The organism is Micromonospora rifamycinica, assembly GCF_900090265.1.
Lineage (GTDB): Bacteria > Actinomycetota > Actinomycetes > Mycobacteriales > Micromonosporaceae > Micromonospora > Micromonospora rifamycinica.
The window spans coordinates 3,957,313-3,971,958 of the sequence record NZ_LT607752.1; the positions used below are offsets into that span (position 1 = coordinate 3,957,313).

Sequence of the window (14,646 nt, forward strand, 5' to 3'; positions counted from 1 at the left end):
CACCGGCGGAGGCTCCTCCATACCCACCGACCCGGTTGTTCAGCACCGAACACCAGTGCGAGAGTGCAGGACGTGAACCCCGCAGCCCCCGCCACCGCAGGCACCGGCACCGGCCGACCGCCGGCCGGGCTGCCGCACCGGCTGGGCACTCCGCACCCGGACGAGCCGCCGCACCGGCTGGGCACCCGGCACCCGGACGAGCTGCTGCGCCGGCTGCGCACCCGGCACCCGGCCGACCCGGTCACCCATGTCGAGCGGGTGCCGGCCCGCGCCGGGCAGCAGACGCCCTGGCCGCACTGGGCACCCGAGGAGCTGCGGGCGGCGTTCGCCCGACGCGGCGTCACCGCCCCCTGGCGGCACCAGGCCGAGGCCGCCGAGCTGGCGTACGCCGGGCAGCACGTCGTGGTCGCCACCGGCACCGCGTCCGGCAAGTCCCTGGCGTACCAGCTCCCGGCGCTGGCCACGCTGCTCGCCGACCCCCGGGCCACGGTGCTCTACCTGGCCCCCACCAAGGCCCTCGCCGCCGACCAGCTGCGCGCCGTCGCCGGCCTGGACCTCGACGGCGTACGCCCCGCCTGCTACGACGGGGACACCCCGCGCACCGAGCGGGAGTGGATCCGCCGGCACTCCCGGTTCGTGCTCACCAACCCGGACATGCTGCACCACGGCATCCTCCCCGGGCACGCACACTGGTCGGGGTTCCTGCGCCGGCTGACGTACGTGGTCGTCGACGAGTGCCACACCTACCGGGGGGTCTTCGGCTCCCACGTGGCGCACGTGCTGCGTCGGCTGCGTCGCCGGTGCGCCCAGTTCGGCCGTACCCCCGTCTTCCTGCTCGCCTCGGCGACGTCGGGCGAACCGGCGGTGACCGCCGGGCGGCTCACCGGCCTGCCCGTCACCGCCGTCACCGAGGACGCCTCGCCACGCGGCGGCGTCACCTTCGCGCTCTGGGAACCACCCCTGCTGCCACCGCCGGCCGACGCCGACGCCAGGACGGCGGACCTCGTCCAGGTCCGCCGGTCGGCGCTGCGGGAGACCGCCGACCTGCTCGCCGACACCGTCGCCGCCGGGGTACGCACGCTCGCCTTCGTCCGGTCCCGGCGCGGCGCGGAGGTGGTCGCCGCGAACGCCCGGCGGGCGCTGGACGAGGCGGTGCCCGGCCTCGGCGAGCGGGTGGCCGCCTACCGGGGCGGTTACCTGCGGGAGGAGCGGCGGGAACTGGAACGGGCGGTGCTCCACGGCGACCTGCTCGGGCTGGCCTCCACCAACGCGCTGGAACTCGGCGTCGACCTGGTCGGGCTGGACGCGGTGCTGATCTGCGGCTGGCCCGGCACCCGGGCGTCGCTCTGGCAACAGGCCGGCCGGGCCGGGCGCTCCGGCGACGAGGCGCTCGCCGTACTGGTGGCCCGGGACGACCCGCTCGACACCTACCTGGTGCACCACCCGGAGGCGCTGTTCGGCCGCCCGGTCGAGGCGACGGTGCTCGATCCGGCCAACCCGTACGTGCTCACCCCGCAACTCGCCTGCGCCGCCGCCGAGTCCCCGCTCACCCCGGCCGACCTGGAGCTGTTCGGCGACGGGGCGAAGGAGGCCGTCGACCACCTGGTCCAGGCCGGTGACCTGCGGCAGCGCCCCACCGGCTGGTACTGGCGGCACCGGGAACGGCCCGAGGTCGACCTGCGGGGCGAGGGCGGCTCGCCGGTCTGCGTGGTGGAGGCCGCCACCGGCCGGCTGCTCGGCACCGTCGACGGCGGCTCGGCGCACGTCCTCGTCCACCCGGGGGCGGTCTACCTGCACCAGGGCGTCTCCTACCTGGTCGAGGCGCTGGACCTCGACGACGGGTGCGCGCTGGTGCACGCCGAGGAGCCGGACTGGTCCACCCACGCCCGGGACGTCACCTCGCTCTCCGTGGTGTCGGTCCGCTCCTATCTGGACGCCGGCCCGGTCGGGCTCTTCCTCGGCGAGGTGGACGTGACCAGCCAGGTGGTCTCCTACCAGCGTCGCCGGATCGCCACCGGCGAGGTGATCGACACCCGGCCGTTGGACCTGCCGGCCCGGGAGCTGCGGACCGTCGCGGTCTGGTTCACGCTCTCCCCGCAGTCCCTGGCGGCGGCCGGCGTCGAGCCGGCGGACGTGCCGGGGGCCCTGCACGCGGCCGAGCACGCCGCGATCGGGCTGCTGCCGCTGATGGCCACCTGCGACCGGTGGGACATCGGCGGGCTGTCCACCGCCCTGCACCCGGACACCGAGGCGCCCACCGTGTTCGTCTACGACGGCCACCCCGGCGGGGCCGGCTTCGCCGAGCGGGCCTACCGGACGGCGGCGGCCTGGCTGGGCGCCACCCGGGACGCGATCGTCGAGTGCGGCTGCGAGTCGGGGTGCCCGTCCTGCGTCCAGTCCCCGAAGTGCGGTAACGGCAACAACCCGCTGTCCAAGCCGGATGCGGTCCGGGTCCTCGACGTGGTCCTGACCCACCTTCCCGGTGAGGCCTCCGCACCACCCAGACAGACAGTTCACCGGTCCCGCCTTCCGGATCGCGCTTGAGTCGGGGAACATGTGGGCATTGATGCATGGGAGCGCTTCCATCGATAGTGGGAAGTGCATCCGACCGCCGACCCTGCCGTTCTTCCCGACCCGGAGGAGAAGCCGTGGCCGACACCATTGCCGAGACCGTCGACCTGCTCTACACCATCGACCAGGAGAATCTCACTCCCGACCAGTTGATCGCGCTGGGTGCCGCGCTGGCCAGCCTGGCCCAGGCGGAACGCCTGGACCAGATCAACGAACGCCTGCGCGGCATCCACCAGGTGCTCAATACCTGGGCACTCAAGGCGACCGCCGTCGACGGGCGCTGACCCGAGGACGCTGGCCGACGGTGCTGACCGGCGTCCGCCGACCGGCGGACGCCGACCAGTCGCGCTGGCCAGCGGGCGCTGACCGGCGGGCTGTGCGAGACTCCGGCGCACCCTTCGGAGGAGTTTCCATGCAGCTAGACGGTTTGCAGGCACAGCACCAGTTCCACGTTCGGCAGCGGATTCGGATGATGGTCAACCAGTACGAGGTCCGAGCCGTGGCGGCGGACGGCACCGAGGGCGCGCTCCTGGCGTTCGCGCAGCAGAAGCGGCTCGCCTTCAAGGCCCGTCAGCGGCTCGACCTCGGTGCCACGTACGACGTGACCGACCATGCCGGCACGCCGATCGGGCTGTTCCGCAAGGACTTCACCCAGTCGCTGTTCCGTTCCACCTGGCACGTCGAGCAGGCCGGCCTGCCGCAGATCACCGGTCAGGAACGCAGCATGCCGGTGGCGCTGCTGCGCCGGTTCGTCGACTCGTTGTCGTGGCTGCCGTACCACTTCGACTTCACCGCCGGTGGCCAGCCGGTCTTCTCGGTGATCAAGCAGTGGGGCCTGCGGGACCGCTACGTCGTCGAGGTGCCGCACCCGCAGATCGACCGCCGCCTGGTGATCGCCATGGCCATCGGTCTGGACGCGCTCCAGGGCCGCTGACCCGCCGGCGTCCCGGGGTGCGCGGTCCCTCGCCACGCCCCCGGGACAGCGGTCGTGCCATCCACGGACCGGCCCGGCGCGGGAGGTCTCATCCACGGACCGGTCCGGCGCGGGAGGTCTCATCCACGGACCGGTCCGGCGCGGGCGGTGGCGGTGGCGTGTCGGCGGAGCCCCGGCAGCGGGGTGACCACCACCTCGACCGTGACCACCACGTCGAGCCCGTCCACCTGGCAGGCCACCAGCCGGGCGGCGTTGGCGCGGACGACCTCCTCGGCGGTCGTGCAGGCCCACTCGACGCCCTGCCACGCCCGGCCGGCCCCGGCCAGTGCCCCGAAGTCGGCACCCACCCGGGCCTGGTGGCGGGCCAGCCGGGCCGCGCCGATCGCCGCCCCGAACCCACCGACCAGTACGAACACCAGGCCGATGGCGAGCAGCAGGACGCTGGCTCCACCCCGGTCCGCGCCGACGTCCCGCCGGCGCTGCCGCCACCCACCAGGCTCCGCGCCGACATCCCGCCGACTCTCGCGGCGCTGCCGCCGACCGCTGGTCTCCGTGTCGACATCCCGCCGGCCCTCGCGGCTCTGCCGCCACCCACCGGGCTGCGGCGACGACCGACCGGACCACGGCTGCCCACCTGCGTTTGCATCGCGGCGCACGCGGGCGTCGGCCACGGACAGGCCGTCGACGCGGGCGCCGGGCCGGGCGTCGGCGTCGGCGTCGGCGTCGGCGTCGGCGTCGGCGTCGGCGGGGGTCATCGTCCGGGCTCCGCTGCGCCCGGTTCGACGGCGGCGACCGTACTGGCCTCGACCGTGAGCCGGGGCAACCGTGCTCCGAGCGCCCGGACGGGGGCACGGACCGTCACGGTCACCCGGTCCGCGTTCACCGAGATCGAGACGGCCGCCGCCTCCGGGGCGATCCGGGTGCCCGCACTGACACCGTCCCCGCCCCGGGAGGCGGCGAGCGCCGCCTCCCGGGCCGCGTCCAGGCAGGCCGCCTTCGTGGTGACCGCGTCGGTGGCGGTGAGCCCGGCCAGCAGGAGCAGGAGCAGCGCCGGCAGACCGGCCGCCAACTCGGCGGTGAACGAACCCCGGTCCCCACCGGCCGGCCGGCGCGGTATCACTTCAACGCCCGGTCGATGACGGCGGTCAACGCCGACTGCACGTTCCCCGAGGTGAGCACCTTGAGCAGGATGCCGGCGAAGGCCACGGCGGCGAGGGTGCCCACCGCGTACTCGGCGGTGTTCATTCCCGCGTCCCCGCGCAGCCGGGTGAGGAGTTTCCGCATCTGTCGTTCCCTTCTCGATGATGGTTCACAGCACGTCGCCGAGGACGGCGACGATCACCGGCACCAGGCCGGCGAGAATGAAGGCGGGCAGGAAGCACAGGCCCAGCGGCAGCACGATCAGTACGCCGGCCCGCCGGGCGGTCGCCTCCGCCGCCATGGACCGGTCGGCCCGCAGGTCGTCGGCGACCCGGGTGAGTGCCCCGGCGAGCGCCGCACCGCTACGGGAGGAACGCAGCGCGGCACCGACCATCCGGTCCGCCCCGGGTACCGGGCTGAGGTGCGCCCACGCCTCCCGTGGCTCACCACCGAGCAGCAGCGTCCGCCCGATCCGGCCGAGCCGGGCCGCCAGTGGACCGTCCAGGGCGTCGGCCACCGCGAGCACGGACCGGTCGACCGGGGCACCCGCTCGCATGGCTGCGGCGAGCAGGTCGGCAGCGAGCGGCAGGTCGGCGGCCTCCCGCAGCCGGCGTGTCCGAGCGGCGGGCGTCTCGATGCGTCGCAGCAGCCGGTCCGCCACCGGGGCGGTCAACGCTCCTCCCAGGACACCGGGCCAGCCGCCGACCAGCAGCAGGACCGCCAACCCGGCCAGCGCGGCCCCGAGCCTCGTCCGGTCCGGCCACCAGTCCGGACGGACGCGACCGGAGCGCCGGCCGGTGAACACCTCCCACCGCCGACCAGCCCGGTCACCGCGGACGGCGACCAGCAGCGCCGCCACGACCAGGCAACCGGCCGACAACACCGGCGGGGACATCAGCCGCTCCCGCCGGGGGTGGCGCCCAGCCGTTCGGCCCAGAGCAGTCCGCCGGCCTGGAGTCCCATCGCTGCCAGCGCACATCCGGCACCCACGGGGGTGTGCAGCAGCACCGCCAGCGGGTCGACACCGATGCCGTAGCCGAGCGCGATGCCGCCCAGCGGAAGCCCGGCCAGCAGCAGCGCGGTGGCGTTGGCGCCTGCCGCCTGGGCGGCGGCACCGGCCAGTCCCCGATCGGTCGCCCGGGCGTCGGCCTCGACCCGTTCGAGGAGTTCGGCCAACGGGGCTCCCGTCCGGTCCGCGAGCCGGACAGCCGACCGGGCCAGCCGTTCGAGCCGGTCCGTCCCGGTCGGATCGTCACCCGGGGTCACCTCGTCCGGCCGGGGGGCGGGTGAGAACCCCGCCGGCACGTCGCTGCTCCCGGCCCGGCCGCCGTCGGGCGGAGGGGATCGCGTACCGGTCGTCGGTGGAGCTGACGGACCGGCCCCCGGACGGCGACCGGCAGCCGGGCGGATCCCGAAGGCCGGAGTCGGGCCGGGACCGCCCAGCAGGTCGGCGGCTGCCGACGTGATGGTGGGATCGAGCGTCGGGGAGGGTAGGCCGGCACGCAGGTCGGCGGCGAACGCGCCGAGGCGGTCCAGCCGGTGGCGGCGTTCCCGGACGATGCGCCCGGCCGCCCGGCGTCGGTACACGGCGCGGGCGGCGAGCATTCCGTAGCCGGCCAGCAGGGCGGCGGCGACCGGCCCGGCGGTGAGGCCGCCGGTACCGGCACCCACGAACCCGACCAGCAGCACGACCCGACGCGGACGGGCGGCCGTCACCTGCCACAGTGCTCGCCTACCGACGGAGGCACCCCGGTCCAGGCCGGCACCGGTCGCCCCGGTGGACAGCCCGGTCCCGGTCGACCCGGTGGGGCCGGGCACTCCGACGAATCCCGTGCGGCCCCGGCGGCTGGCCCGCCCCCGGAGGCTGGTCCAGCCGATGGCACGCATCAGGCTGGCGGAAACCGGCGACCCGATGACATCCGGTGGCGGACCGAGCACGCGGCGACGACGGCGACGGCTGCTGCGTACCGGCCAGGCGACCACCAGGGCAGCGCCGGCCAGGAGCGCCACCACCAGCCACGACCCGGCTGTCATGCCGGCCCCGTCGCCGGGGCCGGGGGGTCGTGGACCGGGGGCGGGACGGGCGCTCCCCGGTCCTGCAACAGGGTCGCCAGGGCCGGCCACGCCGGCCCGACCCCCTGCCCCCGTATCCAGGCCGGTACCACCGTGACCAGCCGGTCGGCTCCCTGGGGCAGCAGCAGGCAGATCGACTCCACCAACCGGCCGTGCCGGCCCCGACGGACCTGGACCAGCACCTGGAGCGCCGCGGTGACCTGGGCGTGCAGCGCCGCCCGGGGAAGACCGCCCAGCATCCCGAGCGCCTCCAGCCGGGCCGGTACGTCGGCCGGGGTGTTGGCGTGCAGGGTTCCCGCCCCGCCGTCGTGGCCGGTGTTGAGCGCGGCCAGCAGATCCACCACCTCCGCACCCCGGCACTCGCCGACGACCAGCCGGTCGGGGCGCATCCGCAACGCCTGCCGGACCAGCTCGCTCAGCCCGACCACGCCCGCGCCCTCCACGTTGGCCGTCCGGACCTGGAGGCCGACCACGTGCGGGTGCACCGGGCGCAGCTCGGCGGCGTCCTCCACCAGCACGATGCGCTCCGTCACCGGCACCAGGCCCAGCATCGTGTTGAGCAGGGTGGTCTTGCCCGACCCGGTGCCGCCGACCACCAGGTACGCCAGCCGGGCGGCGACCAGGGCGGCGAGCACCGGTGCGACCGGACGCGGCACCGTGCCCCGCTGGACAAGTTCGTCGAGGGTGAACGGGCGGTGCCGAAAGGTGCGCAGCGACAGGTACGGCCCGTCGGTCGCCACCGGAGGCAGCACGGCGTGCAGCCGGGTGCCGTCGGGCAGCCGCGCGTCCGCGTACGGGGAGCCGTCGTCGAGCCGACGCCCAGCGGCAGCGGTGAGCCGTTGGGCGAGTCGGCGTACGTCGTCGACCGTGCCGAGCGGCACCGCCACCTGGCGCAGCCCGGCACCCCGGTCGACCCAGACCCGGACGCCGTTCACCAGCACGTCGGTGACCTGGGGATCCTCCAGCAGCGGGGCGAGCGGCCCGGCACCGACCAGTTCGTCGTGCACCCGGTCGGCGATCCGCAGCACCGCGGTGTCGCCGAGGACGGCGGCGGACGGGTCGGCGCGGACGGCGGAGACGATCGCCGCCGGAGTGACCGGGGTGGCCGCGTCGGCCATCCGCTGCCGGACCCGGGCGGCGAGTTCCTCCGAACGGCCGGTCATGCCGCACCCGGCACGGGCAGGCCGGTCAGCTCGGTGACCAGCCGGCGGCAGAGGGCGGCGAGCGGGCCGTGGCCGGCGGCAGCCGGTGCCTCGCCACGTTCCAGCCCCCGGCACAGGGCCGGTTCGGGGCGCAGCGTCCCGGCGAGCGGGAGACCCAGTGCCCGGGCCACCTCGGCCGCCTTCAGCCGGCCGGGGGCGGGGCCCCGGACGATCACCCCCAGGGTGGCGCAGTGCGGGGCCGCGGCGGCGACCACCCGGGTCGCCGCGGCGGTGGCCCGCAGCTCGGCCGGCACCACCACGTACGCCTGGTCGGCGGCCTGCAAGGCGATCACGGCGGCGTCGTCGAGCTGGCGCGGCAGGTCGATCACCACGAAGTCCCGGCCGCGCCGCGCGGCGTCCACGGTGGCGGCCATCGCCTGGGCGGGCAGGGCCAACGGCTCGCCCCGGTCCCAGGAGAGGACGACCAGGTCGCCCCGGTGCGGCAGGGCGCGGACCAGGGCGGGCGCGTCGACCCGCCCGTCGGCGTCGGTGAGCGACGGCCACCGCAACCCGTCCAGCCCCTCCCAGCCGAGCACCAGATCCAGGCCGCCGCCGAGCGGATCCGCGTCGACCAGCAGGGTCCGCAGGTGGGCGCGGGCGGCGGTGACCGCCAGACCACCGGCGAGGACACTCGCGCCGGCGCCACCCCGACCGCCGAGCACCGCGACCGTCCGGGCGGGACCGGCCGCGTCACCGCCCGGCGCGCATCCGGTGAACCGGTCGACCAGCCACGGCTCGGCGGCGGGCAGGGTGGCGACGTGTTCGGCACCGATCAGCTCGGCGATCTCCCAGCCCGGGTCGAGCTGACCCGAGCGCCCGACCAGCACCATGCGGGGTCGTTTGGGCAGCCGGGCACGCAGGCAGGCCTGTGCCTGGTCGCTGCCGACCAGGACCAGCGGGCTGGGCAGCCAGCGGGCGCGGGCGGCAGCCGGATCGGCGGCCACCTCGACCTCGGTACCGCCCGCGGCGGCGAGCCGCAGCAGTTCGTCGAGGAGGTCACCGTCGGAGGTGATCAGCAGCGGTAGTCGCCGGTGCGGCGAGAGGGAGGTACGGGGTGGCATCACGGCCTCCAGCGGTCGGGGGTGCTGGACAGACCCTGCGCCGGATTGCCGGGTCGGTGCCGCTCGGACCAGCCGACCTGTGGACAACGGGGCGGCCTGTGGACAACCCCCGCCGCCGCTGTGGATCTGCTACGGCTGGCGGCCGGCGCCGCTCAACCCTCCGTCGCCCGTCCGAGCCCGGTCGGAGGCTCTGACCAGCACCGGCGCCACCTCGGGCAGCCCATCCGGTGGGCAGTCCCGGCCGATCGACGCCGCTACCCGGGTGACCTCCGGGGAACGAACACGAAAAAAAGTCCTGTTATCTCCAGCCGGCTCATTGACGACATACCGCGTCGTACGCCGATAATCGTCACCGCACGCCACCGCGACGGTGGCATCCGCCGCTCTCGGAACCGGGGCCATGGCCGACTCACCCGACGAAACACCCCCCACCCTGCGCATCGGTGGCTGGCTCCCCGAGCCCCAGCACCACCAGGCGTTTCCGACCTACCTCGTCCCCCCGGCCGGCCGACACCCGATCGACATCCCCGCCGCCGGGTCACCGGTCGCCCCGCTGCCGTCTCCTGTCCACACCGTCGAATCCGACGGCATCGGACGGACCCTGCTGCTGGCCGGAGTGGCCTGCGGCCTGGTCATCAGCCTCGTCCTCGCGTTGTCGCCACTGTGGTCCGGACCGGGGCGCGGCGGGGCGGCGCTCCCCGTGACGCCCTCGGGAGTCGTGGCCGGTCCGGACCTCGCCGCCGTGCAGAGCCCCACCCCGATCGACGACTACTCGCCCGCGCCGGTCTCGATGGCCACCCGCGCGGCGTCGCCGGCCGCGCCGCCACCGCCCGCGCCGACCCGCCAGCCCGCCGTCGGTACGGCCCCCCGCCCCGCCGCGACCACCACGCCACCCCGCCCGACCACCGCCCCGCCCAGCCCCACCCCGAAACCGCCGACGAACCAGCCCGGACCGGGCGAACTGACCCCGCTGCCGGCGTCCCAGGAGCGGTCGCTGCGGTCCAGTGCCAACGGGCCGTCGACGTACGTCGAATTCGTCAACGCCCGGCGCTCCCGGGTCGTCGTCTACTGGCTCGACTACCAGGGCCAGCGACGGCAGTACAAGGTCCTCGACGCCGGCCGGTCCTACCGGCAGCAGACCTATGTGGGCCACCCGTGGGTGGTCACCGACGGGCGCGGCCGGGGACTGGCCTGCTTCCTGCCCGCCCGGACGACGATGAAGGCGGTGGCGCGGTAGGAGCAGCGGGTCCTCCGGAGCAGTCACCCACCTCGCGCCACCGGGACCGGAACCACCGAAACGGTACGATCCCCGCCATGCACCCGACCGGCCGACAGCCGATGCGGCTCCTTCCCGGCGAGGGGAAGTCCTTCCTGAAGTGGGCCGGCGGGAAGACCCGGTACGCCAGGACGCTGGTGGCCGCCGCGCCCAGCTTCACCGGCACCTACCGCGAGCCGTTCCTCGGCAGCGGCGCGGTGTTCTTCGAGCTGAATCCCGCCACGGCGGTGCTGAGCGACGCCAACGAGGAGCTGGTCACCTGTTTCCGGGCCGTCGCACGGGACGCGGAGGCCGTGATGGGTCGGCTCGACGAGTACCCCAACACCCGCGAGCACTTCGCGGCGGTACGACGGCAGGACCCCGCCACCCTCTCCGACGTCGAACGGGCCGCCCGGGTGATCTACCTGAACAAGACCTCGTTCCGGGGGCTGTGGCGGGTCAACCGGAAGGGCCAGTTCAACACGCCCTACGGCGCCTACGACCGCCCCTACTACAACCGGCAGACGCTCCTCGAAGCCGCCAGGATCCTCCACGGTAAGGACATCCGGGTCGCCGACTTCGAGGAACAGCTCGACGAGGCCGCCGCAGGCGACTGGGTGTACCTCGACCCGCCGTACGCGCCGCTCGGCGGTTGGGCGGACTTCCAGCGCTACACCCCCGGGCAGTTCGGCGAGGACGACCACATCCGGCTCTGCGCGGCGATGAAACGGGCGAGCGGACGCGGCGTCCTGGTGACCCTGAGCAACAGCGACACCCCGTTCGTACAGCGACTGTTCGCCGACGACTTCCAGGTGGCCAGGATGGCGACCCGTCGGGACATCAACCTCCAGTCGACCAAGCGGGGCAGCTGGGACCTGGTAGTCACGAACTACGAGCTGCCCGACGCAGCGCGGCAGCTCGCCGGCTGACGACCGGGGTGAACCGCTCTGGCGGGGGCGGCGGCTCGGAGTGGACGCTGCTGTGGCATCGGACAGGCGATCCGACCCGGAGCGCTCCCACCGGAAAGGGACGACCTCCGTCCGGGGGGAAAGTGACCTGACGTGGCAGCGAGGGCGATCAGGTGCCGTACCGCGTGGTCAGACGTACCGGTCGTGCGTCGAGCACGATCGAGTCTGACCACGCCGTACGGCGTTCGCTGACTCTCGTCAACCGGCTGCGCGCCGGAACCGGCCGGACCGACGACGTGCGCCGTCTCGACGCCGGAGGTGCGAGAATAGACGACGATTCGAGACGCGGGAGGTGAGCTGTGATGTCGAGTAGCGCTGAGCAGATGCCCGAGTGGCCGACCGCCGAGCACGTACCGGCCGAGGAGCTGGCGCGTCGTCAGGGCATCCGGCCAGTCACCTCCGTCGACGACCTGGCCCGGCCGGACCTGTTCGAGTCGGACGAGGAACTGGATGACTTCCTCGCCGACCTGTACGCCTCCCGGCGGGCCGGCGCCGCGTGAGCCTCGTCGTCCTGGACACCGACGTAGCGTCGGCGATCCTGCGGGGGCGGCTGCATGACCGTCTCCGTGCCCGTCTGACCGGTAAGACCCTCTGCATCACCTTCGTGACGCTCGGGGAGCTGACCAAGTGGACCGCGCTACGGAGCTGGGGGCCACGCAAGCTGGCTGATCTCGCGCAGTGGCGGTCCGGGGTCGTGCTGCTGCCCTTCGACGAGGCGGTGGGGACAACCTGGGGACGTCTTCAGGCGCGGGCGCAGCATCGCGGGCGACCACGGCCGACGAATGACTCCTGGATCGCGGCGTGCTGCCTGGTCGACCGGCTGCCGCTGGCGACGTTCAACGGCAAGGACTACGCCGACTTCGCCGAGTACGACGGCCTTCGCCTCTTCGACGTCTCCTAGATTTCGGCAACGCTTCCGGCCCCTTGGTCCGGGGGCCGGCTTTGCGTGGCATCGGCATTCTGCGGGCTTGGTCCCTGTACCCGGTGGCAAGCTGCGAAGCGGCGCGGCAGCCGATCGCCCCAACCCTGGCGGCTGGTTGGCGGGCGCTGGGCCAGTAGCTCGGTTCCTCTACACGAGTCGGCTCGTATACCCGGCGTCGACCAGGCGGCTGTAGGCGGCGCGGACGTCGTCGGGGACGTGCTGGGGGATCGCGAAGCCGAGTTCGGCATACTTGTCGATGCGTTGGGTGTCCCCGACCAGCATGTCCATGACCTTCCTGGTGTCGCCGATGCTGGTCACGTAGTCGTCGAGTGAGAGCGGGTGAGACGCGCAGATCACGTCGACCTCGGGCCAGAGCTGCTTGCAGGTGGCGTACGTGCGGCGCTGTTGGTACGGGCGGGACATCAGGATCACCGATCGGGCCTGGACCTGGTGGTCGGCGAGGAGCGCGCGGGTGTGCTCGATGTTCTGGCCGGTGTTCTTGGCCTCCGTGTCGATGAGGATCGCGTCGGCCGGCACGCCGTGGGCTATGGCGTACTCGCGGTAGTGGACGGCTTCGCCTCGGGGGAAGGTGCCGATGGTGGTCGGGGCGTTGGCACCGGTGAAAACCAGGCGCGGGTACATCCCTTGGTGGTAGAGGTCGGTGGCGATCTTGGCGACTCCGAGGTCGTGGCTGCCGAGTCCGATGCCCACGTCGACCGGCCGGATCTCGTGGTGCATGTGGTGGTAGTTCCACAGGCGTTCGACGTCCGCACGGTGTTCGGCGGGGATGGCCGGGGGGTTCGTGGGCATCAGTTCGGTCTCTCAGTCGGGGATCTTGAAGGTGTACGACCAGGTGAAGCGGGATGCGGCGTGCACCCCTCGGGCGAACTCGACAGGTCGGCCGTCGTGCGTGGACGTCGTGCGGTGCAGGACCATGACGGGTTCGCCGGCCGGGAGGTGGAGGAGCTGGGTCTCCTCGGTGGTGGGCATCCGGGCGCGCACAGTCTCGGTGATCACGTCCGGCTCCAGTCCCCGGCCGGCGAGGATGGCGAAGCCTCCTCCTCGTCCGGCTGGTCCGGGTGTCGGGTCGACCAGCGAGGTTCCTTCCACGTCTTCCGGCCGGTAGTAGCTGGTCAGGGTGTGGGTGGGCACGTCGGCTTCCTTGACCAGGCGGGCGCGTTCATAGACGGATGCTCCGGGCTTGAGCCCGAGTGCGTCGGCGGTTTCGGCGTCGGCCTTCGTCAGGCGTACCTCGTTGGTCTGGTCGCCTGGTGTCCAGGTGCGGCCGGTGGCCTCGCGGTCGGCGGCGAACGCGACGAGCCCTGACTTCCACTTGCTCTTGGCGTAGCGGTCGATGCCGAGCCGCTTCATCGCCACCCGTGGTCGGACGACGGTGCCGCGTCTGCGGACGGGAGTGACGAGTCCTTCGGCTTCGAGCAGTCGCACTGCCTGCCGGACGGTGTTGATGTTGACGCCGTGCTCGGCGGCGATCTCGTCCTGCTTCGGCAGGGTGCTGCCTTCGGTGTAGTCGCCGCATTGGATGGCATCCCGCAGGAGCGTCGCCAGATCCCGGTACCCGATGCCCACTCACTCCTCCTGGCCGTGCGCTGGTCGAGTTGTCTCTACCAGCACAGTGTGCCTCACCGACGAGCATTAGAGCTAGTTCTATTGACATGAGTTCGACGATCGGGTCACATAGAGCTAGTTCTAATATCGGCTCGGCGGGAGACATGATGCGCAATGCGATGAGGACTTCCAGCTTGTCCGGATCATCAGCAGCGCACCGAGGCTGGCCCGGGGTGGGTGCTGGTGTGGGGCGGCAACCCGAACGCCGTCCCGTGAACGGCCCGCCCACTCCGGTGCCCCGCACCCCGTCACCGCATCGGCCGGGCGTGCCCGCACCGGGTGACCTGGTGCTGATCGACCACCGGACATCGGTGCAGTTCGCCGGCGAGCGGGCGTTGTGGCTGCGGGTGACGTCGGTGGACGACAGGCCGACGTACGACGGGTGGGTGTGGCTCACCGGCTACTCGATCAACCAGGCCACCGGTGAAGCAATGGCACGACGCGAAGTGTTCGTGCGGATCGCCGGCCTGCGCCTGCAGCCACGGAAGACGGGGAGCACGACGACAGCGGGCACGCCGCCGCGCAGGAACGCGGGGCCGGCCAGGAGGGGACGCGGTGTTTGACATTCGGGTACGGCTCGGCACGGTGTTGGAGATCAGCGCGGCCGAGCGGCTGATGCCGTCGGAGGGGCCGATCACGTTGTGGGTGACCGGGGTACGGCTGGTGGCCCACCGTCCACCGGACGACGAGTGGGTCTGGATCGAGGGAATCAGACTCGGCCGGTCCGGCCGGCGCGGCCGGCAGGCGCAGATCCTGGTCCGCGCGAACACGTTCTCGGCCCGGGAGCAGACCGCCGCCTGACATATCGACCGGAACCTGCGTCGGAGCGCTCCCACCGGAAAGGGACGACCCCCGTCGGGGGGAGACGGGGGTCGTCGGGAGGTTCGGCTCCGG

18 protein-coding genes are annotated in these 14,646 nt (G+C 73.5%); 9 read left to right on the top strand and 9 right to left on the bottom strand.

Features of this window, described 5'->3' with window-relative positions; all coding sequences use genetic code 11:
• The first annotated feature begins 141 nt into the window (after positions 1 to 141).
• The 3 genes from GA0070623_RS16230 (at position 142) to GA0070623_RS16240 (ending at position 3,505) form a co-directional block, all read left to right on the top strand.
• On the top strand, positions 142 to 2,544 hold the full coding sequence (locus GA0070623_RS16230) for a DEAD/DEAH box helicase (RefSeq protein WP_067300648.1): 2,403 nt from the start codon (positions 142 to 144) through the stop codon (positions 2,542 to 2,544).
• 104 nt (positions 2,545 to 2,648) lie between these two features.
• Entirely contained in the window at positions 2,649 to 2,855 is a 207-nt protein-coding gene (locus tag GA0070623_RS16235; RefSeq protein ID WP_067300372.1) for a hypothetical protein, read from the top strand.
• Between the two features lie 128 nt (positions 2,856 to 2,983).
• Positions 2,984 to 3,505 carry an LURP-one-related/scramblase family protein gene (locus GA0070623_RS16240; protein WP_067300373.1) on the top strand — a complete coding sequence of 174 codons (522 nt, stop codon included), beginning with the start codon at positions 2,984 to 2,986 and terminating at the stop codon, positions 3,503 to 3,505.
• Positions 3,506 to 3,624: 119 nt separating this feature from the next.
• Here the strand turns inward: GA0070623_RS16240 and GA0070623_RS31020 are convergent, their stop codons facing one another.
• The 7 genes from GA0070623_RS31020 to ssd form a co-directional block, all read right to left on the bottom strand.
• Complete coding sequence (locus tag GA0070623_RS31020) at positions 3,625 to 3,942, bottom strand: Rv3654c family TadE-like protein (protein ID WP_067300651.1); 318 nt, start codon at positions 3,940 to 3,942, stop codon at positions 3,625 to 3,627.
• 314 nt (positions 3,943 to 4,256) lie between these two features.
• On the bottom strand, positions 4,257 to 4,625 hold the full coding sequence (locus GA0070623_RS16250; protein WP_067300374.1) for a TadE family type IV pilus minor pilin: 369 nt from the start codon (positions 4,623 to 4,625) through the stop codon (positions 4,257 to 4,259).
• Positions 4,622 to 4,789: a DUF4244 domain-containing protein gene (locus GA0070623_RS16255; protein WP_013283643.1), complete on the bottom strand. Its 168-nt coding sequence runs from the start codon at positions 4,787 to 4,789 to the stop codon at positions 4,622 to 4,624. Before GA0070623_RS16255 ends, GA0070623_RS16250 begins: the two co-directional genes overlap by 4 nt.
• A 25-nt stretch (positions 4,790 to 4,814) precedes the next feature.
• Positions 4,815 to 5,540 (bottom strand): type II secretion system F family protein, encoded by a 726-nt coding sequence (locus GA0070623_RS16260; RefSeq protein ID WP_067300375.1) that lies wholly within the window; start codon positions 5,538 to 5,540, stop codon positions 4,815 to 4,817.
• Complete coding sequence (locus GA0070623_RS31545) at positions 5,540 to 6,679, bottom strand: hypothetical protein (RefSeq protein ID WP_067300376.1); 1,140 nt, start codon at positions 6,677 to 6,679, stop codon at positions 5,540 to 5,542. The genes GA0070623_RS16260 and GA0070623_RS31545 overlap by 1 nt, the downstream gene beginning before the upstream one ends.
• The gene (locus GA0070623_RS16270; RefSeq protein WP_067300383.1) at positions 6,676 to 7,881 is read right to left on the bottom strand and encodes a TadA family conjugal transfer-associated ATPase; all 1,206 of its coding nucleotides are present in this window, start codon (positions 7,879 to 7,881) and stop codon (positions 6,676 to 6,678) included. The genes GA0070623_RS31545 and GA0070623_RS16270 overlap by 4 nt, the downstream gene beginning before the upstream one ends.
• Positions 7,878 to 8,981: a septum site-determining protein Ssd gene (gene ssd, locus GA0070623_RS16275; protein WP_067300385.1), complete on the bottom strand. Its 1,104-nt coding sequence runs from the start codon at positions 8,979 to 8,981 to the stop codon at positions 7,878 to 7,880. Before ssd ends, GA0070623_RS16270 begins: the two co-directional genes overlap by 4 nt.
• A gap of 400 nt (positions 8,982 to 9,381) precedes the next feature.
• On the opposite strand from ssd, the gene GA0070623_RS31025 reads away from it, so the two are divergent.
• The 4 genes from GA0070623_RS31025 (at position 9,382) to GA0070623_RS16295 (ending at position 12,105) form a co-directional block, all read left to right on the top strand.
• Positions 9,382 to 10,218 carry a VHL beta domain-containing protein gene (locus tag GA0070623_RS31025; RefSeq protein ID WP_067300392.1) on the top strand — a complete coding sequence of 279 codons (837 nt, stop codon included), beginning with the start codon at positions 9,382 to 9,384 and terminating at the stop codon, positions 10,216 to 10,218.
• 77 nt (positions 10,219 to 10,295) lie between these two features.
• Positions 10,296 to 11,165 (top strand): DNA adenine methylase, encoded by an 870-nt coding sequence (locus GA0070623_RS16285; protein ID WP_067300396.1) that lies wholly within the window; start codon positions 10,296 to 10,298, stop codon positions 11,163 to 11,165.
• A gap of 341 nt (positions 11,166 to 11,506) precedes the next feature.
• A complete protein-coding gene (locus GA0070623_RS16290; RefSeq protein WP_067300399.1) occupies positions 11,507 to 11,704 on the top strand; it encodes a hypothetical protein in 198 nt (65 codons plus the stop codon).
• Entirely contained in the window at positions 11,701 to 12,105 is a 405-nt protein-coding gene (locus GA0070623_RS16295) for a type II toxin-antitoxin system VapC family toxin (RefSeq protein WP_067300403.1), read from the top strand. Before GA0070623_RS16290 ends, GA0070623_RS16295 begins: the two co-directional genes overlap by 4 nt.
• Before the next feature lie 168 nt (positions 12,106 to 12,273).
• On the opposite strand, the gene GA0070623_RS16300 is transcribed toward GA0070623_RS16295, so the two are convergent.
• Both GA0070623_RS16300 and GA0070623_RS16305 read right to left on the bottom strand, forming a co-directional pair.
• Positions 12,274 to 12,936: a YdcF family protein gene (locus tag GA0070623_RS16300; protein WP_067300407.1), complete on the bottom strand. Its 663-nt coding sequence runs from the start codon at positions 12,934 to 12,936 to the stop codon at positions 12,274 to 12,276.
• A gap of 12 nt (positions 12,937 to 12,948) precedes the next feature.
• A complete protein-coding gene (locus GA0070623_RS16305) occupies positions 12,949 to 13,713 on the bottom strand; it encodes a GntR family transcriptional regulator (protein ID WP_089004087.1) in 765 nt (254 codons plus the stop codon).
• Between the two features lie 326 nt (positions 13,714 to 14,039).
• On the opposite strand from GA0070623_RS16305, the gene GA0070623_RS16310 reads away from it, so the two are divergent.
• Both GA0070623_RS16310 and GA0070623_RS16315 read left to right on the top strand, forming a co-directional pair.
• Complete coding sequence (locus GA0070623_RS16310) at positions 14,040 to 14,315, top strand: hypothetical protein (RefSeq protein WP_231932391.1); 276 nt, start codon at positions 14,040 to 14,042, stop codon at positions 14,313 to 14,315.
• Positions 14,308 to 14,553 carry a hypothetical protein gene (locus GA0070623_RS16315; RefSeq protein ID WP_067300414.1) on the top strand — a complete coding sequence of 82 codons (246 nt, stop codon included), beginning with the start codon at positions 14,308 to 14,310 and terminating at the stop codon, positions 14,551 to 14,553. Before GA0070623_RS16310 ends, GA0070623_RS16315 begins: the two co-directional genes overlap by 8 nt.
• The last annotated feature ends 93 nt before the right edge of the window (positions 14,554 to 14,646 follow it).